Origin of the sequence: Faecalicatena sp. Marseille-Q4148 (assembly GCA_018228665.1) — a bacterium.
Classification (GTDB): domain Bacteria; phylum Bacillota; class Clostridia; order Lachnospirales; family Lachnospiraceae; genus UBA9414.
On record CP073692.1, the window covers coordinates 315,026 to 340,744 of the forward strand.

28 protein-coding genes, 2 pseudogenes and 1 riboswitch are annotated in these 25,719 nt (G+C 38.4%); of the genes and pseudogenes, 21 read left to right on the forward strand and 9 right to left on the reverse strand.

Annotated elements, in window-relative coordinates; translation table 11 throughout:
- Positions 1-203: 203 nt before the first annotated feature.
- On the reverse strand, positions 204-404 hold the full coding sequence (locus tag KFE17_01470) for a cold-shock protein (GenBank protein ID QUO32457.1): 201 nt from the start codon (positions 402-404) through the stop codon (positions 204-206).
- 263 nt (positions 405-667) lie between these two features.
- On the opposite strand from KFE17_01470, the gene KFE17_01475 reads away from it, so the two are divergent.
- Positions 668-1,624: an alpha/beta hydrolase gene (locus KFE17_01475; protein QUO32458.1), complete on the forward strand. Its 957-nt coding sequence runs from the start codon at positions 668-670 to the stop codon at positions 1,622-1,624.
- Positions 1,625-1,670: 46 nt separating this feature from the next.
- Here KFE17_01475 and KFE17_01480 read toward each other — a convergent pair whose 3' ends face one another.
- From KFE17_01480 to KFE17_01500, 5 genes and pseudogenes are all read right to left on the reverse strand, one after another.
- Positions 1,671-2,234: an ABC transporter substrate-binding protein gene (locus KFE17_01480; protein QUO32459.1), complete on the reverse strand. Its 564-nt coding sequence runs from the start codon at positions 2,232-2,234 to the stop codon at positions 1,671-1,673.
- A complete protein-coding gene (locus tag KFE17_01485; protein ID QUO32460.1) occupies positions 2,215-4,164 on the reverse strand; it encodes a recombinase family protein in 1,950 nt (649 codons plus the stop codon). Before KFE17_01485 ends, KFE17_01480 begins: the two co-directional genes overlap by 20 nt.
- Positions 4,161-4,361 (reverse strand): hypothetical protein, encoded by a 201-nt coding sequence (locus tag KFE17_01490; protein QUO32461.1) that lies wholly within the window; start codon positions 4,359-4,361, stop codon positions 4,161-4,163. Before KFE17_01490 ends, KFE17_01485 begins: the two co-directional genes overlap by 4 nt.
- Before the next feature lie 39 nt (positions 4,362-4,400).
- Positions 4,401-4,763, reverse strand: a pseudogene (locus KFE17_01495) (ATP-binding protein).
- Between the two features lie 12 nt (positions 4,764-4,775).
- The gene (locus KFE17_01500) at positions 4,776-5,045 is read right to left on the reverse strand and encodes a cytoplasmic protein (GenBank protein QUO32462.1); all 270 of its coding nucleotides are present in this window, start codon (positions 5,043-5,045) and stop codon (positions 4,776-4,778) included.
- A 269-nt stretch (positions 5,046-5,314) separates the two neighbouring features.
- Here KFE17_01500 and KFE17_01505 point away from each other — a divergent pair, with 269 nt between their 5' ends.
- Both KFE17_01505 and KFE17_01510 read left to right on the forward strand, forming a co-directional pair.
- Positions 5,315-5,635, forward strand: coding sequence for a multidrug transporter (locus KFE17_01505; GenBank protein ID QUO32463.1), 321 nt, complete (start codon positions 5,315-5,317; stop codon positions 5,633-5,635).
- A gap of 50 nt (positions 5,636-5,685) precedes the next feature.
- Positions 5,686-6,669 carry an Abi family protein gene (locus tag KFE17_01510; protein ID QUO32464.1) on the forward strand — a complete coding sequence of 328 codons (984 nt, stop codon included), beginning with the start codon at positions 5,686-5,688 and terminating at the stop codon, positions 6,667-6,669.
- A gap of 209 nt (positions 6,670-6,878) precedes the next feature.
- On the opposite strand, the gene KFE17_01515 is transcribed toward KFE17_01510, so the two are convergent.
- Positions 6,879-7,373: an ABC transporter substrate-binding protein gene (locus KFE17_01515; GenBank protein QUO32465.1), complete on the reverse strand. Its 495-nt coding sequence runs from the start codon at positions 7,371-7,373 to the stop codon at positions 6,879-6,881.
- Positions 7,374-7,440: 67 nt separating this feature from the next.
- Positions 7,441-7,659 carry a hypothetical protein gene (locus KFE17_01520; GenBank protein QUO33582.1) on the reverse strand — a complete coding sequence of 73 codons (219 nt, stop codon included), beginning with the start codon at positions 7,657-7,659 and terminating at the stop codon, positions 7,441-7,443.
- A 100-nt stretch (positions 7,660-7,759) separates the two neighbouring features.
- Here KFE17_01520 and KFE17_01525 point away from each other — a divergent pair, with 100 nt between their 5' ends.
- A complete protein-coding gene (locus KFE17_01525; protein ID QUO33583.1) occupies positions 7,760-8,476 on the forward strand; it encodes a phosphatase in 717 nt (238 codons plus the stop codon).
- 76 nt (positions 8,477-8,552) lie between these two features.
- A complete protein-coding gene (locus KFE17_01530) occupies positions 8,553-8,843 on the forward strand; it encodes a TrpR YerC/YecD (protein QUO32466.1) in 291 nt (96 codons plus the stop codon).
- Between the two features lie 119 nt (positions 8,844-8,962).
- Here the strand turns inward: KFE17_01530 and KFE17_01535 are convergent, their stop codons facing one another.
- On the reverse strand, positions 8,963-9,568 hold the full coding sequence (locus KFE17_01535; GenBank protein QUO32467.1) for a DUF1836 domain-containing protein: 606 nt from the start codon (positions 9,566-9,568) through the stop codon (positions 8,963-8,965).
- A 218-nt stretch (positions 9,569-9,786) separates the two neighbouring features.
- On the opposite strand from KFE17_01535, the gene pcrA reads away from it, so the two are divergent.
- From pcrA to thiW, 16 genes and pseudogenes are all read left to right on the forward strand, one after another.
- Complete coding sequence (gene pcrA, locus KFE17_01540) at positions 9,787-12,024, forward strand: DNA helicase PcrA (GenBank protein QUO32468.1); 2,238 nt, start codon at positions 9,787-9,789, stop codon at positions 12,022-12,024.
- A gap of 139 nt (positions 12,025-12,163) precedes the next feature.
- The gene (locus KFE17_01545) at positions 12,164-12,406 is read left to right on the forward strand and encodes a DUF4366 domain-containing protein (GenBank protein QUO32469.1); all 243 of its coding nucleotides are present in this window, start codon (positions 12,164-12,166) and stop codon (positions 12,404-12,406) included.
- Positions 12,407-12,533: 127 nt separating this feature from the next.
- Positions 12,534-13,922: a 23S rRNA (uracil(1939)-C(5))-methyltransferase RlmD gene (gene rlmD, locus KFE17_01550; GenBank protein QUO32470.1), complete on the forward strand. Its 1,389-nt coding sequence runs from the start codon at positions 12,534-12,536 to the stop codon at positions 13,920-13,922.
- Between the two features lie 69 nt (positions 13,923-13,991).
- Positions 13,992-15,104 (forward strand): Fic family protein, encoded by a 1,113-nt coding sequence (locus KFE17_01555; protein ID QUO33584.1) that lies wholly within the window; start codon positions 13,992-13,994, stop codon positions 15,102-15,104.
- Positions 15,105-15,124: 20 nt separating this feature from the next.
- A pseudogene (locus tag KFE17_01560) lies at positions 15,125-16,027 on the forward strand (LD-carboxypeptidase).
- Positions 16,028-16,260: 233 nt separating this feature from the next.
- Positions 16,261-16,884: a fibronectin type III-like domain-contianing protein gene (locus KFE17_01565; protein QUO33585.1), complete on the forward strand. Its 624-nt coding sequence runs from the start codon at positions 16,261-16,263 to the stop codon at positions 16,882-16,884.
- A 303-nt stretch (positions 16,885-17,187) separates the two neighbouring features.
- Positions 17,188-17,823: a TetR/AcrR family transcriptional regulator gene (locus KFE17_01570; GenBank protein QUO32471.1), complete on the forward strand. Its 636-nt coding sequence runs from the start codon at positions 17,188-17,190 to the stop codon at positions 17,821-17,823.
- 9 nt (positions 17,824-17,832) lie between these two features.
- Complete coding sequence (locus tag KFE17_01575) at positions 17,833-19,656, forward strand: cytidylate kinase family protein (GenBank protein QUO32472.1); 1,824 nt, start codon at positions 17,833-17,835, stop codon at positions 19,654-19,656.
- A gap of 16 nt (positions 19,657-19,672) precedes the next feature.
- Positions 19,673-20,353: a nicotinamide riboside transporter PnuC gene (pnuC, locus tag KFE17_01580; GenBank protein QUO32473.1), complete on the forward strand. Its 681-nt coding sequence runs from the start codon at positions 19,673-19,675 to the stop codon at positions 20,351-20,353.
- Positions 20,354-20,374: 21 nt separating this feature from the next.
- Positions 20,375-20,812 (forward strand): GNAT family N-acetyltransferase, encoded by a 438-nt coding sequence (locus KFE17_01585; protein ID QUO32474.1) that lies wholly within the window; start codon positions 20,375-20,377, stop codon positions 20,810-20,812.
- A 22-nt stretch (positions 20,813-20,834) separates the two neighbouring features.
- Complete coding sequence (locus tag KFE17_01590) at positions 20,835-21,311, forward strand: hypothetical protein (protein QUO32475.1); 477 nt, start codon at positions 20,835-20,837, stop codon at positions 21,309-21,311.
- An 88-nt stretch (positions 21,312-21,399) separates the two neighbouring features.
- Complete coding sequence (locus tag KFE17_01595) at positions 21,400-22,257, forward strand: AraC family transcriptional regulator (GenBank protein ID QUO32476.1); 858 nt, start codon at positions 21,400-21,402, stop codon at positions 22,255-22,257.
- Positions 22,258-22,342: 85 nt separating this feature from the next.
- Positions 22,343-22,831, forward strand: coding sequence for an NAD(P)H-dependent oxidoreductase (locus tag KFE17_01600; GenBank protein ID QUO32477.1), 489 nt, complete (start codon positions 22,343-22,345; stop codon positions 22,829-22,831).
- Positions 22,832-22,913: 82 nt separating this feature from the next.
- The gene (locus KFE17_01605; protein QUO32478.1) at positions 22,914-23,795 is read left to right on the forward strand and encodes an ABC transporter ATP-binding protein; all 882 of its coding nucleotides are present in this window, start codon (positions 22,914-22,916) and stop codon (positions 23,793-23,795) included.
- Complete coding sequence (locus KFE17_01610; GenBank protein QUO32479.1) at positions 23,792-24,580, forward strand: ABC transporter permease subunit; 789 nt, start codon at positions 23,792-23,794, stop codon at positions 24,578-24,580. Before KFE17_01605 ends, KFE17_01610 begins: the two co-directional genes overlap by 4 nt.
- A gap of 46 nt (positions 24,581-24,626) precedes the next feature.
- A riboswitch (TPP riboswitch) is annotated at positions 24,627-24,731 on the forward strand.
- A gap of 270 nt (positions 24,732-25,001) precedes the next feature.
- Entirely contained in the window at positions 25,002-25,718 is a 717-nt protein-coding gene (gene thiW, locus KFE17_01615; protein QUO32480.1) for an energy coupling factor transporter S component ThiW, read from the forward strand.
- Position 25,719 lies beyond the last annotated feature (1 nt).

Below are 25,719 nucleotides of genomic sequence, written 5' to 3' on the forward strand. Positions count from 1 at the left end.
AAAAGTTTGCTCCGGGAACTTCGGAAGAAATTGAAAAGAGCTGCAGAAAAACTTTCAGAAAGATTTTCAGAAAGTGGTAAAGGGAACCGAAAACCGGTTCCCTTTTAATCTTCATTTAATTATTCCTTAATTCTTTTCGGTATATATAGTTAGCAATATAATTATAATACATCAGCACGAAAAAAGGCACATCAAATATTAGATTATAATTTTACTACGTTTGTAGCCTGTGGTCCTTTAGCACCTTCTGTGACTTCAAATTCAACTGCCTGACCTTCTTCTAAAGACTTGAATCCGTCAGAAGCGATTCCGCTGTAGTGAACAAATACGTCATTGCCAGCCTCGTCAGAGATGAATCCGTAGCCCTTCTGGTTGTTAAACCATTTTACTGTACCTGTGCTCATGAGGTTACCTCCATTAATAATAAAATAAGTTTATAAAAAACTGTAAATCAAGGCTATCACAATTTTATAAAAAAGTCAAATACATTTTTTCGACAGATATTTGTGAAAACTGCTGAGTAAAAATGTTAGGATTTCCTTAAGAAGAAATAAAATTTACAAAAAAATGAAATAGATTTTGTACAAATAGTTGTATCTCATTTTTAGATGTTTTATAATACAAAAATGTTGAGAGGGGAAGGTTTTGCATGAAAGGGGAGATATTTATGCAAAAAATACCAAAACCATTGTTAAAAGCAATGCTGAGAGTTTCTGCATATAGAATGAAGCGGCAGGAGAAGAAGCGCTTTCAAGCTGCTGTTTTGGAGGATACTTGTTCGGTGCAGCGGGATATTTGTTACGAAAAAGGGAAAAGTAAGGGACATTTGCTGGACATTTATGAGAATGGTTCGGGACAGAAGAGAAGTCCGCTTATCATTTACATTCATGGCGGAGGATTATTTTGCGGTGATAAGATCCGGGGAGAAGCCTTTTGCCGTACATTGGCAGAGAAAGGAAATATTGTCGTGTCAATCAATTACCGCCTGATACCGGAAGTGACTTTTCCGGAACAGATCGGAGATATTCTATCTGCTTTTCGGTGGATCGATCAACATCAGGGAAGGCTTGGGTATGATCCGCAGGCAGTATTTGTAACAGGAGACTGGGCAGGAGCGCTTCTTGCCGTATATGCGGCAGCAGTAAACCAGAATCAAATGTTGGCTGACTTATTAAAACTGCGGGGAACCAGACTTAAGATTCAGGCGCTGGGGCTGATTTCAGGAATGTTTTATTTCTATCAGCGCAACAGAATCGGAAGAATGTACTCGCTGCTTTTTGGAAATCATTACAAAGAAGTTCCTTATCTGTCATATATGAAACCGCACAATCTTTTGGAGAAATGTTCGATTCCGCCTTGCTATCTTGTGACAAGCGAGGAAGATATGCTGAAAGAATCTACGAAAGCATTTAGCGCGGAACTGGAGAAACGGGGGATTCCGCATCAAATGCACTGTTGGGACAGAGGAGAGAAAGGTACACTTGGAAAAACATTCTGCGTGCTGCATCCGGAATGGAAAGAGAGCGCACAGACAATCGAAGAAATGTTGGAATATTTTAAACTGTGTCAAAAGCGATCGGAACCGACGCAGATAGAATTGGAATACAGCAGAAGCGTCATTTAGGACGCCCCTGCTGTATTTTTCATATCCAATAAATTTATTTTGAAATTTATTTTACTGCCTTTTTGGCAAATGTTGTTGTGACGAGATCCTCATAAGGAACACGTTTTTCTAATTCACCGGCATCCAAAAGAATATCCTGAAGCAGCTCGAAGCTTTCTTTTTCAAAAATCAGATCGGCTTTCCAGGTACCTTGTTCATAGTAGCGGGTTACGATTGTCTGGACTGTTTTTAAGTCATTTTCAGGAAATTGAGGCTGGATAATTTCGGCAATTTCTTCCGGAGAATGGGTTTGGACATAATCCATGCCCTTTTGAAGTGCAGCAGTAAATCGCTGGATCAGATCAGTATTCTCTTTCAGATAACTTTTCTTTGCACAGAAAGCAGTATATGGAATATAGCCGCTGTCTTTGCCAAGTGAAGCTACAACATATCCTTTTTGCTCGGATTCAAGTGAAGTTGCACCAGGCTCAAACTCTACCGTAAAATCGCCATTTCCTCCGGCAAAGGCAGCAGCAGTAGAGCCAAAATCAATGCTTTGGTCAATCGTCAGGTCATTTTGCGGATGAATTCCATTCTGTTTTAGAATATACTCAAAAACCATTTCCGGCATGCCACCTATCGCCACTATTACAATGTAAATAATTGTTCGATAATTGTTCAGAAGTCATTTGAGTCGGCAACTCCGGCAGATATTGATGCATCAATACCGTAATCTCTTCTTTTGTTTTCACAATATTGTAAGGTTTCAGCGGATTATCCGTATCTTCCCAAATTCCCAATTCTTTCATCAAATTGATATAAGGTAAGATACTTTGTTTCGTTTTCTTAAATCCCAATGCTGTGATATGTTCTGACAAGTATTTTGCAGATGTATATCCACGTTCATCTTCTATAATCAGCTTCATTACAAGAGCGATTACAGTATTTTCCCGGCGATTCATCTCATCAGCAGGACTGTAATTGATTAAATCAGACAAACCATATTTTAAAGTGATTTCCGGCATTCCCTCTTTATCTACGTCAATTCTCTCAATCAACAGTTCAATATCTCTTCGGTCAAGAGTTCCACCTGCAATGATTTTATCAACTACATCCAATGCATTTCTCAATTTGTCCTTTACATCCGGTGTTTCTATAGTAGTTTCGTTCAGTTCTTTTTCCTGTATCTCCAAACCATGAATCTGCGCCAGTAGATCCTTTTGCATAGAATCATAGGTTTCATGGATCAAATCCTCATTTTCAGATGCTATGGATAAATCTTTTATTTTTTGTGTTAAAAGTACCTTCAGTTGATTTTTTCGGTTTTGAATTTCTTCCTGAATGTCCTGTCGTTTTTCTGCCAGCGTTTTCTTTTCTGCCTCAAAGTCCCTCATATCATATGTGGAAATTACTTCACAAAGCGCTTCTCTGCACAGTTTAATATAATTCAGCACATCTTCCATCAAATCATTTTCCTCAATCAGATGCGCTTTCTCACAATACCGCCTGCCTTTCGTATTATAGGTAGTACAAATATAATATTTTCTTTCTCTGCTGGATGTTTGACGCTTAATCGGTGTCAAACGACTTCCACAATCTTTACAAAACAAACAGCTTCCAAAAGGATTGGGAATTTCTGAACCGATCCATTCCCCCCTGCTTCCACGATAATTCGTGCGATTACGCTTTTCCTTTAATTCCTGTACAAGAGAAAAAGTGGCTTTATCAATAATTGCCGGATGATGATCTTCAAAAATACACTGTTCTTCTTTTGGAACACGTTTATCCTTTCCATGTACTGTATTTCTGGCACGTTTTCTCAAACGAAAAGTTCCAATGTAAAAATCATTATCTAATAATTCCTTCACCATACTGTCAGACCAAATGGTTGCAACTTTCTTTTTGCTTATGCGACCTTCTTCAATTTCTCGCTCTCGCTGTACCATAGAAGGCGTTGGGATACCCTGATCGGTCAAATAATTTGCTATTTTGCGATAACCGGATCCTGAGATATAAAGATCGTAAATCATTTTGATAAATTCTGCCTCTTTGGGAACGATTTTGATGATACTTTTGTCTTTCGTATCCCGACAATATCCGAAAGGCGGTTTTGTCATAAGAGTGCCTTCTTTTTGTCTGGCTCCGATCGCTCTTTTGATTTTCTTACTGGTATCTTTTACATAACGCTCATTGAACCATGTTTTAATTCCAATGGTGTCGTCGGTGGAATCGAAAGAATCGTAATTATCATCAATGACAATGAGATGTTTTTCCCGTTCCTGAAATTCATCCAAAAGCAAAAGAACCTTCGCATTATGTCTGCCAAGACGCGAGAAATCTTTCACATATACGGTATCAATATCTTTATCCAAATCAGCCATCATCTGCCTAAACCCCGGTCTGTCAAAAATATAACCGGATACTCCGTCATCTTCATACCATCGGTCAATAACCATTCCATGGTCAGATGCATACTGATTGATAATTAATTTCTGATTTTCTATAGAAACATAATTTCGCTTATCGTCATCTCTTGAAAGACGCACATATCCAGCATTCATGTTGTCGCCATTTCTTTGATATGATTTCGGATCAACGCTTTTATTCCATTATGTATGTTTTTATCCGGCTGCCCGTCCGCAAACGTAACAACCCGAAAACCTATTTTCGTATATTTCTCCTTATCAGCCTCAAAGTCTTCTGAAGATGTATAATCTGTTCGCCACAAGTAATATGTAGGTTTCTGCAGAGCCATCACACTCTTTCTATTTCTGATGTCTATACTAAGATATAAACATCAGATGGTTTTTGTGCCTGTCTGCTCTATAATATTTTCAGTCTGACTTGATTCGGCAGTAGCGAAAAAGGTTTTCATTTTCCCCATTTTTTCATGGGCAATATCACTCCGATAGCTAGAACCGCCGACATATAACGGAACACACATTTCCAAAATACGATCATAAATTCGTTTCTTTTCTATGTTCGTTTCTTCTTTTAATTGTTTTATCGGAAGATTGGTAGTTACGATTAATGGTCTGCCGGAGCGATATCTTCGGTCAATTACACTGAATACAATTCCAAGAGCATACTCAGAACTTCGTTCTGTGCCAAGATCATCCAAAATTAAAAGTTCATATCGTGCCAGAGTATTGATATATTCTTAATTTTCCTTTCAGAACCATTCATCATTCATAATTCTTAAAAACTCTTGTGTTATAGGAAATCCTTCATTATCACCTAACACAGAATCTATCCCACAGTAAGGACACAATGCAGTAGTATCTGAAACATAATCTTTTATTTCTTTTGCATCAAAAATTTTACAACAATAAAAACATCCACATTTCTTGGCTGTTTTTAATCTCTCCAAGTTATCCCAAGAGGCTTTATGTGCTGCTGTTATTACAATCTGCAATTCTCTATCTGTAAATTCTTTTATCATCTTCACCCTCCTTATAATTAGCTGAATTCTTAATGTTCCCCTCTTACCTTCTTGTCCTCCGGACAAAAAGTATCCCTCTCTTTCAGCTCGGTCAATTCTAATTTGCTAAAAAATTTTATCATATCGTCAATCCAAACTCAACGGTCAATCTGGGACTTGAACACTTGAACAGGCAGACTTTAAAATCAAATACATTTTCCAAAGACAAGTATTGAGAAACAGAACTGCTTATACTATAATTTACTTATGTCAAAGTGAAGGGGATACAAATGTCAGAATACGGATTTACTAAAAAGGATTGGTCTTTGTTCAGAGAGAAAATTTCAGACTGGCAAGAAGCCTATATGGATAAGTTGAATAAAGAATATATTGAATTGCTAAATGGTGAAGGAACTCCTTCCGAAAAATTCTGGGCTTTAGAAGAGCGAATTCGCAACGATAAAAAAGACACAGGTGTACAGTTAAGAATGAGTCGTTCTAATTGCATCTCTAACATTGTTTCACTTTTAAATGAAGGTGCAATCACTATGGATGATTTAGAAGAATTTAGCGATGAACTGAAGGAAAACATTCGCTTTATTACAAGCTAAAAATCGATTGTATCACAATTGATAGTTTTAAATGTTAAACAGGAGAATTTATGTCAGATTATAAATCAACAGATGCACTTATGAGGCATCTTCGGAATAATGGAATTGCCATTTCAGGCAGTTCACAAAAGCAACAATTAATTAATACAGGATATTTTCACGGATATAAGGGATACCGTTTTTTTGTTTCGTCTAATCGTAGAATCCCTTTTACCTCATACAGTGAAATTAATGCTACGATCCAATACGACACAAAATTAAAATCATTGTTATACGGTAAAATGATGTTGATTGAAACTGCTCTCAAAAACATTGCCCTTAATACCATTATGGCAGAGATTAATTCAAACAGCATTTATGATATGTATGACAAAGCCGTCAGCAGTTACAAAAATGTTTCACCAGGAACTTCGGAAGACATTAGGAAAAAATTCCAGAACAATAAATTGAATTTACAGGGTTCTATTCAAAATTCTATTGCAGCGGCATACCGAAAAGAAAATCCGAAAATTACACATTTTTATAATACTGTGAATTATAATGAAGTCCCAATCTGGGCAATCTTTGAAATTTTGACAATGGGAGATTTTGGATATCTTCTTTCCTGCTTAACACAAGATGTCAGAAAAAAGATTTCAAGAAATATTGGTTTGAATTTGTCCAGCGATACCAATTGTACGTTAGTCTATAAATATGTATATGCATTAAAAGATTTAAGAAATGCTATCGCACATAATGATGTTGTTTATGATACACGTTTTAGAAAAATGGATCCATCGAAACCTATGAAGCAATGTCTAATGTTAGAAATGGGATTACCATACATAAATTTTAAGACTATAGGGGATTATATCATTCTTATATGTTATTTCTTAAAGTTGTTGAAAATGTCCAAAACTGAAATCAAAGCATTCATAAGAGAATTTGAAAAAATAACTAAAGAATATGAGGGGCAGGTTAGTTCCGCCGTAGCCGCAATCACCGTTCATCCAGACTTGTTTTCGCGGATGACAATATTAAAAAATTCAATCTGATCTATTGCATATTTTTCGTTATTATAGTATATTATTAATAGCAATTGGGGTATGTGTTTGCGGACACATACTTGGAGGAGCCGGAGAAATCTGGCTCCTCTTTTGATACATCATGATATTTTTTATTTCAATGTCTGAAATTCTTTCGCACTATTCATTCCATCAGCTGCAATCCACCCAGTTACATAAAATTACAATACTCTCTAAATTTACATTAATATATGTACGCCACCTTTTCGACCGCCAAGTACAGTTTTTCCCTTTAAGTCATTCCATGAAAAATCAGGCATTTCTTCCCTGGCAACGAGAAAATTTCCGGCGCGTTGTGTCAGCTGGGCAAAATTGACAACATAATCCTTTGAACCGCCGTTGTAGGTGTAAATGGAAGCTTCTGATCCCATAAAACCGATATCAGCTTCCCCAGAAAGGACAGCAGTCATTGTTTTGTCAGCGCCGTATCCTGTAACAAGCTCCAGATCAATATGATTTTCCTGAAAATAATCTTCTTCGATGGCTACATACATCGGTGCGTAAAAAATGGAATGAGCCACTTCATTGAGAACGACATGTTCGGGTTTTTCTTTTGCCGGAGTTTTTTGTTCAGCGGTATCGGAACCTATTGTTGTTTCGCTTTGTGAGCATCCCGTCAGAAAGAGGGAAAGGCAGGCAGCGCCTGCCAGCAGCATTGATGTTTTCTTTTTCATAAAATCCTCCTGAATAACAAGTATGTGATTCGGTATACTATATGTGATTCAGAAGAAAATGTGCGTGTCACGAAAGGTTTGGCGGTTCTGACTGAGCGCGCTGATCTAATACAGGAGCCTGATATTTATAGAGTTCGCTGTAAGATTCTAGTTCTGCATCAGAAACAGGCTCAGAAGGAATCAGACCTGTACAGTCAGTTGTTGACGCAGCATTTGCCAGATAATCATAGGAATCAATGATGATATCGTTTTGCTGTTCCAGTTCAGTTCGTGATGGAAAATGCATTTTCCGCATAAGTTCACCTCCTTATTTACTATAGGATTCTCTCCGGAATGGTGGTATACTATACATGGAAGTTACGACAGAAAGAAAGTGGGGAGAAGAGATGAAGTTTGTAACAGATACACATGCACATACCATTGTGAGCGGTCACGCCTACAGTACTATGAAAGAAATGGCACAGGCAGCAAAAGAAGCGGGATTGGAAGTATTGGCGCTGACAGAACATGCACCGACAATGCCGGGAACATGCGGGATGTTTTATTTCCAGAATTTTTCTGTTGTTCCGAGACAGATGTGCGGAGTAGAATTGATGCTTGGCGCTGAATTAAATATTTTAGATGAAAAGGGGACGGTAGATCTTCCGGAATCTACGATCCGGAATCTGGACATCGTGATTGCGAGTATTCATGGACCGTGCTATCAGACAGAGAATACATTAGAGCATAATATGCAGGCATATATCAATGCGATGAAAAATCCTCTGATTGATATCATTGGTCATCCGGACGACGGAAGAATCCCGATTGATTATGAGGTGCTTGTAAAAACGGCAAAAGAAACAAAGACATTATTGGAAGTCAATAATTCTTCATTAAATCCAAAGGGATTTCGGCAAAATACACATGAAAATGTTTGTCAGATGCTGAAACTATGTAAACAGTATGAAGTTCCGATTGTACTTGGCAGTGATTCCCATATTGATTCAGCAGTTGGAAAATTTCCGCTGGCAGAAGCAGTCATCCATGAAACAGAATTTCCGGAAGAACTGATCGTAAGCACTTCTGCAGCGAAATTAAAATCCTTTTTGCGGCAATATTGATAATATTTATTTACTTTATGAATTTAATGTGCTAAAATTGTATCAATGATAGGCAGAGGATAAGGAGATTGTGATTATGAGTAAAAAGATCAGAACAGAGGCAGTCGACTATTTATTTGATGCAGTTTTAAGTCTGAAAAGCAAAGAAGAATGTTATCTTTTTTTCGAGGATATTTGCACAATTAATGAGTTGCTTTCGCTGTCGCAGAGATTAGAAGTTGCAAAGATGCTCAGAGAACAAAAGACATATTTGGATATAGCGGAGAAGACAGGGGCATCGACAGCAACGATCAGCCGTGTGAATCGTTCGTTAAATTATGGAAATGACGGATATGATCTGGTATTTGATAGAATTTCTTCTAAATAATAGCGAAGGGAATAGCGAGATATCAGCTGACAGCATCACAATAGGGACAAAAGCAGGAGGAAGTTTTTCAGTGTTGAAAACTTTCTCCTGCTTTTAACGTTCTGCTTATGAAGGATATACTATTTTTTATGCTCCGGTTCCGGAAAGAGATCAATAATCTGTTCAATCAGCTGTTTTTTCATATAGACATCAAAACTCAATGTGCATAGAAAGGAGAAGAGCTGAAGAAAATCCCGTTCTTTTGGATCTTTGACATCTGTAAATGTCTGCAAAGCAGCCGCAGAAGAAGAGGAAAGATCTTCACGCAATTTTGCAAGTTGAGTATCAGAAAGGCTGAATACTTCTTTATAAATAGATGTCAAATCAAGTTCGCTGTCTGTCTGGAAATATTTTTCCAGTACAGGGTGAAGCAACGTATCGATATCTTTGATAGAAAGCATACTTTTGAAATAATAAATAAAAATCAGCACAAGCACATGCTCTCTGGAATATTTCTTTTTAACAGGCGGCGGAAGAAGATGATTCTTTGCATAGTTATTGATCATTGTCTTTGTAAGAATTTTGTCTTCTTCATATCTTTTCGAACCGGCAAGATACTGATTCATAAAAGTAGTTACCTGATCCATATATAAATCAATATTAGGGATTGTTTCTGGCTCGATGTAATTGAGCTGGGTTAAGTTTGCCAGCATATCCTGTAAAAGTTTTTCTGTAGTTAATTCCAATATTATCACCTCTATAAATGACATTATATAGTATTAAAAACTAGATAGCAAGTCTTTTCTAAGAAAGCAGAATGTTACAAAAGGAGGAAAATGGTACAAAAAATTATAAAATTACAGATAGAAAATTTGTTCGGACAAATGATTTTCAGAACAGATGATTTATGTTATACTAAAACACAAATGGTCAGAAAGTCCATTTGTGTTAGAAGGAGAAATTTATGAGTATTTATGATACATTGAATGACAGACAAAAAGAAGCTGTCCTGCACACGGAGGGACCACTGTTGATCCTGGCGGGGGCAGGTTCCGGGAAAACAAGAGTATTAACGCACAGGATTGCCTATTTAATAGAAGAAAAGGGAGTAAATCCGTGGAATATTCTTGCAATTACATTTACAAATAAGGCAGCAGGAGAGATGAGAGAACGTGTGGATCAGATTGTAGGATTTGGCTCTGAGAGCATCTGGGTAAGTACGTTTCATTCCACCTGTGTAAGAATTTTGAGACGCTATATTGACCGACTTGGCTATGGGACTAATTTTACAATTTACGATGCAGATGATCAGAAAACACTGATGCGAGATGTGTGTAAATTGCTTCAGATCGATACGAAGATCTACAAAGAACGCAGCTTGCTGGCAGCTATTTCCGCTGCAAAGGATGAAATGATATCACCGGAGGAATTTGAACTAAATGCCGGCGGGGATTACCATGAAAAAAAGATTGCACAAGTATATAAAGAATATGAACATCAGTTAAAAGCGAATAATGCGCTTGATTTTGATGATTTGCTTGTAAAAACCGTACAATTATTTCAGACGCAGCCGGATGTGTTAGAATACTATCAGGAACGATTTCGGTATATCATGGTAGATGAATATCAGGACACGAATACCGTTCAGTTTCAATTTGTAAGCCTGTTGGCATCTAAGTATCGCAATCTTTGTGTAGTAGGAGATGATGATCAGTCAATCTATAAATTTCGTGGTGCAAACATTCAAAATATTTTGAGTTTTGAGAAAGTTTTTGAAGATGCAAAAGTTATTAAACTTGAACAGAATTACCGTTCTACAGGAACGATTCTTGAGGCGGCAAATGAAGTGATCGCCAATAATCAGGGGCGGAAGGAAAAACGGCTTTGGACAGAGAATGCACAGGGAGATAAAATACAGTTTCAGATGTTTGACAATGCCTATGAAGAAGTGGAATATATCGTGGATGATATTCGAAAGCATGTTAGAGAAACTGACAGCAGTTATCGGGATTATGCGATATTGTACCGAACCAATGCACAGTCCCGTATGTTTGAGGAGAAATTAGTTACAGCAAACATTCCATATAAAATTATTGGCGGGATTAATTTTTATGCCCGCAAAGAAATTAAAGATTTGTTGAGCTATTTAAAAACAGTTGATAATGGTCAGGATGATTTGGCAGTACGGCGGATTATTAATGTGCCGAAGAGAGGAATCGGCCTTACTTCTGTAAATCGTGTGCAGGAGTATGCATTGCAGAAGGAAATAAGTTTCTATGAAGCGCTTTTGGGAGCGGATCTGATTCCGGGAATCGGAAAAAGTCTTGGAAAGCTGGAATCATTTACTGCAATGATTGAACATTTTAAAATGGAATCCGGAAATCAAAAAGTATCGGAACTTATGCAGGAGATTATTGATGTAACAGGATATGTCGAGGAATTACAGGCAGAAGATACGGTGGAATCAGAGGCGCGTCTGGAAAATATCGATGAACTTCTGAATAAAATTGTGGCTTACGAAGAGGATTGTGAGGATCAGCAGATCCCGGCAACTCTGAGTGGATTTTTGGAAGAAGTGGCATTAGTGGCTGATATTGACAGTTTGGAAGAAGACAGTGATTATGTCGTTTTAATGACACTGCACAGTGCGAAAGGGTTGGAATTCCCAAATGTTTATCTGGCCGGAATGGAAGACGGACTCTTTCCAAGCTATATGACGATTACAGCAGATGATCCTGCAGAACTGGAAGAAGAGCGGCGTCTTTGTTACGTAGGAATCACAAGGGCAATGCATAAGCTCACATTGACCTGTGCAAAGAGAAGAATGATTCGGGGAGAAACGCAATACAATAAAATGTCTCGTTTCTTAAAAGAAATTCCGATGACGCTTCTTTCTTCCGGAATGCCGGTTGAAAAAGAGACAATGGAACTTCCAAAGCAGATTGCTTACGCACAGGCAAAGCAGTCTTTTCAGTCAAAGCCGTTTGGCATGGGAAAACCGGTACAGCAATTTGCTGTGAAAAATGGAAATGGTCCGGGTTATGATGTGGGAGATCGTGTGCGTCATGTGAAATTTGGGGAAGGACTTGTGACAGGAATTACGGAAGGCGGCCGGGACTATGAAGTTACAGTAGCATTTGACACGGCAGGGACAAAGAAAATGTTTGCAGCGTTTGCAAAATTACAAAAAATAGACGAATAAAAATAATGCTGACAGGGAAAACTGGATTTGAGAAGATGAAAGAATTTAACAGATTTTTCTAGTAATATAAAAGGGTTAGTGTTATAATAATAGAAATAGATGTGGTCAGTAATTTACTAGACGGAAAGGACGTGGCACAATGAACAAAATAGAAGATCTTGTAGCAGCATCAAAATTAAATGAATTAATCCATAAGAAAGACGAAGAAAAGGCATCTAAGACGATTCTCTGGGTACTTGCAATTGTTGGTGCAGTAGCAGCAGTGGCAGCGATTGCTTATGCAGTATATTGCTTCTTCACACCGGATTATTTAGAAGACTTCGAAGATGATTTTGAGGACGATTTTGATGATGACTTCTTTAATGAAGAGGATGAAGTATAGAGAATCAAAAGTACTGAATGTGATTGATAATATCCGTTGGGAACTCCCTGACGGATATTTCTTTTCGTAAAACGTCTAATGGACAGCTTTTTGCAGAAAATAAATGGCAGGAAAGGATTTACCGCAAATGAAAAAAGGACAGGTTCTGGAAGGAACAATAGAAAAAGTAGAATTTCCAAATAAAGGAATGGTATCTGTATCGGGAGAAGAAAAACCGGTTCTCGTCAAAAATGGTATTCCGGGACAGAAGATTCGCTTTTGCATTAATAAATTCAAGAGAGGAAATGCAGAAGGACGGCTGTTAGAAGTGTTAGAACCGTCACCGCTGGAAACAAGAAAACCAGTCTGCAGCAATTTTCCGGCTTGCGGAGGGTGTATGTATCAGACAATGGAATATGAAGCGCAGCGCCAGATGAAAGAGGAGCAGGTAAAAGCAATCATTGATGAGGCAACGGAAGGAGATTATATTTTTGAAGGAGTAAAAGGAAGTCCAAAGGAATTTCGTTATCGGAATAAGATGGAATTTTCTTTTGGGGATGAATATAAAGACGGACCGTTATCGCTCGGACTTCATAAGAAAGGAAGTACATATGATGTCCTTACGACTTCTGATTGCATGCTCGTACATGAAGACATGACGAAGATTCTTACATGTGTACTGCAATATTTTCAAGAGCGTGGAGTTAGCTATTATCGAAAAATGCAGCATACAGGATATTTGCGGCATTTACTTTTAAGAAGAGGGGAGCGTACCGGAGAAATTCTTGTCAACCTTGTAACAACAACACAGGAGGAACATGACCTGGAACCATTGAAGAGGGCGCTGCTTGATCTTACACTGGAAGGAAAGATTGTGGGAATTCTTCATATTCTAAATGATTCGCTGTCAGATGTAGTTCAAAGTGATGAGACGCGTGTTCTCTACGGACAGGATTATTTCTATGAAAAACTCCTTAATCTGGAGTTTAAAGTAACGCCATTTTCTTTCTTTCAGCCGAATTCACTTGGGGCAGAGGTGCTTTACCGAACGGTAAGAGAATACATTGGCGATATTCATAATATGACGGTATTTGATTTGTTCAGCGGAACAGGAACTATTGCACAGGTGCTTGCTCCGGTAGCAAAGCAAGTGATCGGTGTTGAGATTATCGAAGAAGCAGTTGAGGCAGCGGGAGAAAATGCGGCACATAACGGACTTGATAACTGCAAATTTATTGCAGGAGATGTATTCCGTGTACTGGATGAAATTGAAGAAAAACCGGATGTGATTGTTCTTGATCCACCAAGAGATGGAATCTATCCAAAAGCACTGCCGAAGATTCTCGATTATCAGGTAGATAAGATTGTATATATCTCTTGTAAAGTAACAAGCCTGGCCCGGGATCTGGCAATGATGCAGGAGAGAGGATACCGGGTTGTAAAATGCACGGGAGTTGATCAATTTTGTCAAACAGTGCATGTGGAGAGTATCGCGCTCCTTGAGCGCGTGGCAACCGAAAAGAAGATTCCTATGTGAAATTGAATGTGAAGATGGAGGATTATTATAGAATCAAAGATTCGAAAGGTGGTAAATCGGATGGATGATATAAAGAAAGATCCTTTTGAGGAGTATATAAGGCAGTCTGAACCAAGCAAACGTGAACTGGGGTATGCCTGGTATACTGCTATGGGGTTGCAGGCTGTAGACGGGCTCGAAACCTCGGACTATCTGAGAAATACTGCGAGAAAGAATATTGAAGGCGAAATATCAATAACGGAAGCCGGTAAGCTTATTGAAAACTATTATGAAGAGTCGAAAGAACGGGATACAGACAGAACAAAAGAAGCGGATATTGTGTCTGCACGAATCGCAAATATTCTTTCAGAAAGAGCTTTTACCTTTTCAGTTCCTCAGTACATTGGAATTCACAGGAGACTGTTTGAGGGAATATTTTCGCATGCTGGAAAGGTGAGAGATTATAACATTTCAAAAAAGGAGTGGGTATTGGACGGAGAGTCCGTTCATTATGGTAATGCATTGGAATTAAAAGAAATGCTGGAATATGATATTCGTGCGGAAAAAGAATATGAATATCCATTGAACAGTATTTCATCAATCATTCCGCATCTGGCAAAATTTGTTTCAAGCCTATGGCAGATACATGCTTTCGGAGAAGGAAATACAAGGACAACAGCGGTTTTTTTTATCAAATATCTAAGGTCTATGGGATTTGATGTGACCAATGATATCTTTGCCGAGAATGCATGGTTTTTTAGAAATTCGCTTGTAAGAGCAAACTATACTGATCTGTCAAAAGGTATCAGGGAAACCACGGAATATCTTGAATTGTTTTTAAGAAATCTGTTACTGGGAGAATCAAATGAATTAAAGAACCGATACATGCATGTCAGATGGGAGAATCAAAAACAGGACATTCAAGAACAAAAACAGGACATTCAAAATAAAAAACAGGACATTGAGACAGAAAAAGAGTATATAGAAATACCGGATAATATCAGTAATAAAACAAAACAGCATATTCAAGAATTGTTCAAAGAATATGGATATGACAGATTTTTTGGGCGAACTGAAGTGATGAAGATACTTTCCATAACAGCTTCTCCGGCCTCAGCTTTGATAAGAAGAATGCTGGAAGCAGGGTTGATTTATTCGATGAAAGGAAAAGGGAAAGGAAAGTATTTATTTGGGAGAAAATGATAACATGGTGAAAACAGTTGACAGTTGAAATTGTGAGTTTATCCAGCGGCATCATCGGTGAACCATTCGTAGCACATGAACTCCGTATAGGGGAAGAACGCCTAAAGTCAATGGGGCTAAAGGTAAAATACTCATCGCATACGCTAAAGGGAATTGACTATATCAAAGAGCATCTCGAGGACAGAGCTTCGGATCTGGTCGAAGCATTTGCTGATCCTGAAGTAGATATAATTCTATGTGCTATCGGTGGTGATGATACCTATCGCCTGCTTCCGTTTTTATTCCAAGATGACAGACTGAAAAAGGTGATATGCGAAAAAATATTTCTGGGATTTTCCGACACAACCATGAACCATTTTATGCTGCACAAGCTGGGGTTGAAAACATTTTACGGGCAGTCCTTTCTTGCGGATCTGTGTGAGCTTGACAACGATATGCTGTCATACAGCAAAAAGTATTTTGAAGAATTGCTCCGCACAGGAACGATAAGAGAAATATGTCCAAGTAATGTCTGGTACGAGGAAAGAACAAGCTTTGATGAAAGCCAGATCGGAGTTCCGAGGATCAGCCATAAGAATAACGGGTATAAACTGCTGCAGGGACCGTCCGCCTTTTCGGGGAAAATACTGGGTGGCTGTATAGATTCCATATATGACATTTTTAATAATGACCGATATGAAGACAGTATTTCTTTATGTGAGGAATATGGGCTTTTTGATGTGCTATCCGGAGTATTGGTCGGAAAACCTATAGACGAAACCTATTCCACTGAGTACTGCGACCTGCTGGTAAAGGTTATCGACAAACCGGAACTTCCGATATTGTACAATATCAATATCGGACATGCGACTCCCAGATGTATTATTCCGTTTGGAGTAAATGCGCATGTAGATGCAGAGCAACAGGTAATCTCTTTTGAATAATCAGCAGCCGATATTATGATGTGAAATTCGGTTGCTCAAGTAAGCGACAGTCGAGACAGTGTGCTTGTTGGAGCGGAAAGATAAATAAATATTGAAAAGTGGCGTATTTCCGGGCTTTTTGTAAGGTTGATATCAGCAGAGAAACCTTGCGGAAAGCTCGATTTTGTTATATGGAAGCATATCTACTATAAAAATAATTTTAAGTTGAATATGTAACACCACCGGATACAGGCATTTTTCGTCCGGTTCGGGAGTTACGTGCATTTAAAAAAGTATTCTTGAATCCAGGGGAACAAAAGAAAATTACCATAATATTAGGGAAAAGAGCGTTTTCGTATTTTAATGTAGAAACACAGAAGTGGGAAATGGACACAGGCGTTTATCAAATAGAGGTGGCTTCTTCTAGTCGTGATATTCGTCTTACAGGTTCTGTACAAGTACAAGGCTCTGTCTGCAAAAATGTGGATTTAAGAAAATTACCTGCATATTATCATCCGGAAAGCTATTGGCCGGTATCAAAAGAAGAATTTGAGTCGCTTTTGGGACATTCAGTACCAGAGAAGAGAAAAATTCATCCGTTTACTGTTAATTCTACATTGGGAGAAGTACAGGAAAGTTTTGTAGGTCGTATGTTTATGAAAATGATTAAGAAAAATATGGAGAAACAATTTGGTAGTACCGGAAATGAAGGGATGGAAGAATTTACAAGAATTATAGATGCAATGTTGGAGGACATGCCTATACGACAACTTGCTATGATGTCAGGTGGTGCGTTGACTCCACAAGTAATGGAAGGATTGGTTGAAATGATGAACGGACATTATATTCACGGATTTCGAATTATGAGAAAATGTTAAATGATTCAGGTAAACAATCTATAGAAATTTTTTGGCAAGCGTTGTAATGTAAAGAAAAACAAATTTTGGAATAAGATATTATAGAGATAAAAGCTGTAAGATTTTCAATAGTGGAAAGATTATGGCTTTTTCCATTTGCCTTATTTTATAGTTATTATTTGGTCACTCTAAAATTGTCTTTTTAAGTAAAAAGTGGGTACAACGAATTAGTTATAAGAACATATAAAATTCATGTGACATATATTGACCATGCGGTCCATTATGGGTTATAATAGACTGCGCAGTCAATAATGGAGGTTATAAATGAAAAAACAAGAAAAAACTCAGAAAACAAAAGAGCGAATTCTTGATGCAGCTCTTCAAGAATTTGGAACCAAAAGTTACGATGCAGCGTCAATTAACAGCATCTGTGAAATTGGAAAAATTTCAAAAGGGCTCATCTACCACAATTTCAAAGGGAAAGATGAACTATATCTGCTTTGTGTAAAAAAAAGTTATGATGAATTGGTGGTGGCTTTGAAAGTGCAGACGTTTGAGATTCAAGATGCTAAGATGGCTCTGCAAAATTTTTTGATGATAAGGCAAAAATTTTTCCAGGAAAATCCTTTCTATGCAAACATTTTTTTCAATGCAGTGTTACAACCACCGAAGCATCTGGTTCGAGAACTTATGGAGTTGCGTTGTGGGTTCGATGAATATTTTAGCCAGTGCTATCTTGCTATTTTGGATTGTTTGTCTTTAAGGGATGGAATTACAAGAGAAATGGCATTGGAATATTTTTTGATTGCCAGTGAAATGTTTAATGGTTATTTTCAGAAAAAGGTCGGGCAAAGTGGAGATTATCGGAAATTGGTTGAAGACCATGAAGGCAGATTGTCTGTAATATTTGATATTATGCTTTACGGGATTGCAAAAGAACCAATAGAGAAGAAAGGTTAGGTGAAGAACATGCTTCTGTTATTTTTAAGATTATTGTTTACTATAGGGATTGCTTTTCTTGTGGGAAAGCTTGTTTCAAAAGTAAAACTACCGTCTATATTGGGATGGTTACTTACAGGAATGGTTTTAGGCCCACACGCATTGTCACTGATGAATCAGCAGCTTTTGGACGCGCAGTGGTATCAGACGATGGTACATATTCTTGAGTGTGGTGTTGGTTTGATGATTGGAACAGAACTTGTCTGGAACAAAATAAAGCGGTCAGGCAAGGCTATTATCATTACTACGCTGACACAGTCATTGGGAACATTTCTTGTTGTTTCCCTTGTTTTTAGCATCATATTTTATGTATCACATATCCCGGTTTATTTGGCATTCATTTTTGGAGGAATTGCACTTGCAACAGCACCGGCTCCAGCCTTGTCTATCGTTAGGGAATTTAAGACGACAGGACCGGTTACAAAAACATTAATTCCAATGGCGGCTCTGGATGATATTGTAGGTTGTATTGTCTTTTTCACGACGATTGCGATTGTCGCAGGCAATCTTTCTGCGGGTGATCTGCCTGGATATATGATAGTCATTGTTGTCTTTTTGCCTTTACTCATCGGTGTTGTAACAGGTCTGGCAGCGGGAGTTGTTTTAAAAAAAGAGCGAAGCAAAGCGATTACACTAATGCTGCTGTTGACAATGATTATAGTAGCCTCTGGTGTTGGATTTATTTTTAATACACTGGTATTGCCTCGTCCCGTTTTGAATTTTATGTTAATTGGAATGGCTTTTTCAGCAACATTTTCCAATATGGTTTCTGAAACAAGACTGGAACAGATCATGGAAGGATTCAATCCTCTTTTAGGTATTGCCATGATTGTAGTAATCTTGAATCTTGGCGCGCCTCTTGACTATCACTTGATTTTTGGAGCAGGTCTGTTTACTGCCATTTATATTTTGACAAGAGCAACAGGAAAATATTTTGGAGCATATTTTGGTGCAAGTATTTCAAAGTCTCCAGAAACTGTAAAAAAATATCTAGGTCTTACGCTTTTACCGCATTCTGGCGTTTCTCTTGTATTTACGGGGATTGCCGTTTCTGTTTTGACTATACCCGCGCCAGAGTGTGCCAAAATTGTTCAGGGAACTATTGCAGCGGCAGCGGTAATCAATGAGGTCATTGCTGTAATAACAGCCAAGAAGGGATTTGAGTGGGCTGGTGAATTGAAGGGTTCGAAAAGTAAGAGTGAAGATGATGTACAACATACGATTATTACAATCAGCAGACAACATGGAAGCGGAGGACGTGAAATCGGGAAAAAAGTGGCAGAACAGCTGGGAATTCCATTCTATGACCAAGAAATTATTGATTTGGCATCAAAGGAGAGCAATCTTGATATCAGCTTTTTTGAGAACAGTGAAACAAAGGATGCAGGTAGTTTGATTCACCAACTTTCTGTGGATAACCATGTCACGCTTCCGATTACAGATAGAGTGTATTTGCATCAAGTTAAGGTAATTCGAGATATCGCAGCAAAGAGTGGATGCGTAATTGTAGGGCGTTGTGCAGATACCGTCTTAGCTGATTATCCGCATCTTCTTCGAGTTTTTATCTATGCGGATACAGATATAAGACGAGTGCGTGTTGAAAATTGCTACCATGAATCGGCAAATGATCTGGAAAAGTTGGAGAAAAAACGTTGTTCCTATTATCAGCATTATACAGGGAAAAAATTTGGTGATGCACAAAATTATGATATGTGTCTGAATAGTGGATCGCTAGGTATGGATGAGTGCGTGAAAACAATCTGTTCTGCCTACTTTAACCATACGAAAGTATAGCTTAAGGAGGAATATAATGAAATTAATAAGGAATTTCACACGATATGAAATATTGCTATGGGTTTGCTCAGTTTTTATTATAATTAGTTCTTTTATTTATTTTGATACCAATAATTATTTTATTTTGACTGCATCTTTAATAGGAATCACATCATTAATTTTCTGCGCTAAGGGAAATGCAATTGGTCAATTATTAATGATAATTTTTAGCTTATTATATGGATATATATCATACACTTTTGATTACTACGGTGAAATGCTTACATATTTGGGGATGACCTTGCCAATGGCGATCCTATCATTAATTACTTGGCTGAAAAATCCATATGAAGATAATAACAATGAAGTGAAGATTGAAACATTGACCGTAAAGGAAGTTAGATTTATGATGTTTCTAACAATTATTGTAACTTTTATTTTTTATTTTATTCTTGAATTTTTTAATACTTCTAATCTGTTTTTCAGTACAATATCAATTACTACTAGCTTTATTGCTGTATATCTAACATATAAAAGAAGTTCATTTTATGCATTAGCTTATGCAGCGAATGATTTAGTGCTAATTATATTGTGGTATTTAGCCTCACTGGATAATTCGATGTATATCTCTGTTGTCATATGTTTTTGTATATTTTTTATTAATGACGTTTATGGTTACATGAATTGGAAAAAAATGAAATTATTACAAAGTATATAAATAAAAAGACAAGCAGTATCAATGTTTATAGACTTTGAGAGCGATGAAATCCAATTGTGTTTGCAAAAAACAGTAGATGGTAATATTGAGAAAGAATGGCTTCCTGCATATTATTTTGCTATTTGCGATAAGCAGGGGCGAGAGATGGGAGTTTGTGATTTGAGGGTTGGCCATAATTTAAATACATATTATGGTGGTAATATCGGATATCGCATATATGAAGAGTATAGGGGCCACCATTATGCTGGAAAAGCATGCTTACTATTATTTGGATTAGCGAAAAAGCATAATATGGATTATCTCATCATTACCTGCAATCCTGATAACTATGCGTCAAAAAGGACTTGTGAATATTTGGGATGTCATCTTATTGAGACTGCTGAATTGCCAGAAGATAATGATATGCGGCTTGAAGATGGTGAAATGGAAAAATGTATATATCGAATTGATTTGAGATAATTTTCTGAGAGCGTATGGAACGGTGTTCCAGGTTTATGATAATCAGGATTCCGGAAATATCTGTTTCGGAACAGAAAAGGACGGTCAGCGTTATTTTATCAAATTTGCAGGTGCTCCTACTGAGCAGTATAACGGTAATCCTGCAGATGCTATTGCAAGACTGAAAGCAACTTTGCCTGTATATAGTGAACTACAGCATGAGAACTTGATTGAATATGTTATCTTTGATATGGGACGAATGTGGGGCAGTTCACTTTTTCAAGCGCCCGAAGAATATGAATTTGGTGCAGTTATAGATGAAATCACGAATGTTTATACGGTGGGTGCAACAGCCTTTGCTCTCTTCGGCGAGTATAACCGTAATCGGGACAGGTGGCAGCTCAGCGACAAACTTTTTGAGGTTGCAGCAAAAGCTGTAAGTGATGACAGAAATAGAAGGCAACAGTCCATCCGACAATTGAGAGAAGAATGGGAGATGGCAATTCACGTGGAATCTTGAAGAACAAATTTAGGCAAAAATAGTCGGGAAAATGATTCTCCGAACTGATAGGATATAGGAACAGCGAAGCGAAAGAGGTGAAATAAGCATGGATTGGGTGGATGCAATAAGTAAAGCAATTCAGTATATCGAAGAACATATCACAGAGGAGTTGACCGCAGACAGAATTTCAGAAAATATCAATATTTCTTCCTTTTATTTTCAGAAAGGATTTGCGATGCTTTGCGGATTTACGCTTATGGAATATATCAGGAACCGCAGACTTGCACTAGCTGGAAATGATCTGGCTACGGGTGAGGAGAAGATTATAGATATTGCAATGAAATATGGATATGATTCTCCGGATAGTTTTACACGAGCGTTTACAAGGTTTCATGGTGTGACACCGACAGCAGCCAGAAAAGGACAGGTCATGCTGAAATCTTTTGCACCGCTGAAGGTAAAACTGTCATTAGAAGGAGGATATATCATGGATTACAGAATTGTAAAAAAAGAAGCTTTTACCGTAATTGCAAATGCAAGAGAATTTTCTTATGAAGATGCAAAGGATGTAGTACCGCAGTTCTGGCAGGAACATTATCAGGCGGGAAAAGGAAAAACGGTTATGGGGGTATATGGAATCAACATTGACCTGAACATGGGACATGATACTTTTGAGTATCTCATTGCAGATCCATATAATCCGGTCAAGGAGGTTCCGGAAGGCTTTACAGTGAAGACGATTCCGGAGTTTACATGGGCGGTATTCCCTTGCAAAGGTGCTTTGCCGTATGCATTGCAGGATGTGAACACAAAGATTTTTACAGAATGGCTCCCAGCACTTAGAGAATATGAATTTGCTGCAGGGTATTGTGTAGAATATTATGATGATCCATCGAAATATTCGAAGGGAGCGCAGGACGAAAACTATTATTGTGAAATCTGGATTCCGGTTAAGAAAAAGTAGAGAGTGCATTTGCCACAGATTTATGATATTCTATGGTAAAGCACAGAGATAAAATATGATTTTTTGGAAAGGAAAGGGATTGGTTATGAGTAAGGTATTAGTAGCGTATTTCAGTGCCAGTGGTGTAACAGCAAAACTGGCGAAGCGGCTTGCAGTGTCTATCGGAGCGGATTTACATGAGATTCAGCCGGAAATTCCATACACAGATGCCGATTTAGACTGGAGAGATAAAAATAGCCGCAGCAGTGTGGAAATGAATGATAAGTCATTCCGGCCTGCAGTTGCAAATAAGGTGGATAAAATCGATCAGTATTCGGTTATTTTCATAGCTTTTCCTATTTGGTGGTATGTTGCCCCGACCATTATGAACACGTTTTTGGAGCAATATGATCTGAAAGGAAAGACAATTATTCCGTTGGCAACTTCAGGCAGCAGTGGTATGGGGAACACAAATAAAGAACTGGAGGATTCCTGTCCGGGAGCGGAATTAAAAGAAGGAAAGAGATTCTCTGCGGATGCAAGCGAAGAAGAACTAAAGGCATGGGCAGAACAATTCGGGATTTCATTGGCATAATTTAAGGACATATCCGTTAGGAAAGATTTGACCGGGCTGATAAAGTTTTGGGCAGGGAGTTGTCTGCGGAAGGAGCAAGGCTATGGATGCAATCAAAACAGTGAACCTTACAAAATATTACGGCAAAGCAAAAGGAATTGAAAATCTTAGTCTGACAGTACAGGCAGGCGAATTTTTTGGATTTATCGGACCAAATGGAGCCGGGAAATCAACAACAATCCGAACACTATTGGGATTAATAACACCGACAAGCGGTATGGCACAGATATTCGGATTGGATATTGTGAAGGAAAAGGAAAAGATTTTACAGAAGGTTGGTTATCTCCCGGCTGAAGCTGTATTTTATCCGGGTATGAGAGTAAAAGATATGCTGAAGTTGTCGGCAGATCTGCAAAAAATGAATTGTACCGGGGATGCAAAAATCCTTTGCGAACGATTGCATCTTGATGAGACACGAAAGGTAGATGAGTTATCTTTTGGAAATCGAAAAAAGGTTGCTATTGTATGTGCTTTGCAGCATAGACCGGAATTACTGATTCTTGATGAGCCGACCGGGGGACTGGATCCGCTGATGCAGAAGGAGTTTTTTGATATTCTGAGAGAAAGAAATGAAGAGGGGACAACTGTTTTTTTATCCAGTCACATCCTTTCAGAAATCCAACGGAACTGTACCCGGGCCGCGATTATCCGGGATGGCAGTGTAATTGCATGCGACAGTGTGGAAGCGTTATCCAAAACAAGTACGAAACGTATCGTGGTGCATGGAAACGTAAAGTTAGATGCGCTTGAGGGGATTCGTGATAAAAAGAGTATGAAGGATTCTGTCAGCTTTCTATACAGTGGCGATATGAACCGTCTGCTCCAAGTACTATCTGCCGGACAGATCTCGGATCTTTCTATTACAGAGCCGAATTTGGAAGAAATATTTATGCACTATTACACAAAGGCTGGTGATATCCTATGACGATTGTAAAACATGAATTAAGGCAGGGGAAGATTTCCTTTTGGATATGGACGATATCGATTGGTCTTCTGCTTACAGTCTGTGTGTTCCTTTTTCCGGAGATGAAGGGAGAAATGGAGAGCCTTAATGATGTGTTTGCTTCTATGGGGAGCTTTACCGCTGCCTTTGGAATGGATAGATTAAACTTTGGTACTCTTGTTGGTTTTTATGCGATTGAATGCGGGAATATTTTAGGACTGGGAGGTGCATTTTATGCCTCACTTTGTGCCGTTGGTATTCTCAGCAAAGAGGAAAAGGACAGAACAGCAGAAATTCTGCTGACACATCCGGTAAGCCGCAGACGGATTATGATTGAAAAACTGATTGCTGTTACACTTCAGATTACGGCGATGAATATGATCATTTATATACTGGCGGTAAGTTCTATAGCTGTGATTGGAGAGGCAATACCATGGAGAGAAATCAATCTGTTACACGCGGCATACTATTTACTTCAGATGGAACTGGCGGGAATCTGTTTTGGGATTTCAGCATTTTTGCGAAGAGGAAGTACAGGTGTCGGGCTGGGAATTGCGGCAATGATGTATGTTTTGAATTTGATTTCAAATATAACAGAATCTGCGGAGTTTTTAAAATACATCACCCCATTTGGTTATTGTGAAGGAGCAGATCTCGTAACCAATGGCAGTCTGGATGGTGGACTGATTACAATTGGTATGATAATATGCATAGGCAGTGTAGCTGCTGCATTTTTGAAATATTTACGGAAAGATATATTAGATTGAAATTTTCTTGCAATTTGAAAATGGTTTGTTTATAATGATAAAGACAATAAAATGAACGGGAGCTTGTATGACAGGCTGAGAGGAAGGTATGACCTTCGACCGATAACCTGATTTGGATAATGCCAACGTAGGGATGCAGAGAATGAGCAATGTAATGTATGTATGAAACGGAAGTTATCGAATTAGGTAGCTTCCGTTTTTTGTTGTGATACAGCGGATGAAGCTGATGCGCAATCTGCAGCGATTGGAAAGGAAGTGACTGGAGAATTTCCCGTAAAGTTTCGGGCGGATAGAAGGGGAGCGCCTTGTGTCTTGTAGTTTTGCGATGGGAACCCGTGTTTCGGGGTGAGAGGAGAAAATAGATTCTCGACCGAACGAAGTAGTGAAGACTTCGTACAAAACACGAAAAGAGGAAATAAAAATGAAACGTTCAAAAGGATTATTGAAAATGGTTGTACTGTCGATGCTGGTAGCTCTTGGAGTGGTCATATCACCAATCTTAAGAGTGGAGGGGATGTGTCCTATGGCGCATTTTATTAATATAGTTTGTTCTGTATTTCTTGGACCATGGTATTCACTGCTCTGCGCTGCACTTATCGGAATTTTGCGTATGACATTGATGGGAATTCCGCCACTTGCATTAACCGGAGCTGTATTTGGCGCATTTCTATCCGGAGTTTTCTATCGGATTTCGAAAGGAAAGATTTTATTTGCAGTACTTGGAGAAGTCATTGGGACAGGAATTATCGGAGCCATTGTATCTTACCCGGTTATGACCTTTTTATGGGGCAAAGAAGGATTGAGCTGGATGTTCTATGTGCCTTCATTTATTTGTGGTACTTTGATCGGAGGCAGCATTGCTTATGTATTTCTTAGAAAACTGGCAGATAATGGTATGCTTACGAGAATCCAGGCGATGCTTGACGCGAAATGCTATGGCGATAAGAGCAGTATTTTTTCAAATGCAGTGATGATTGCTGGGTTCGGGGCAATTTTCTTTGTTGTGATAAAAATCGCTGCAGATATTTTCCACCTGGAGGCTTTCGCATGGTCCTTTTTAGCTTATGCTTCACTTGGCGTCTGTGCTGTGGCAGCAGTGGTGTATTTTGCAGTAAAAAAGGGGAGGGAGCATCCGTAAA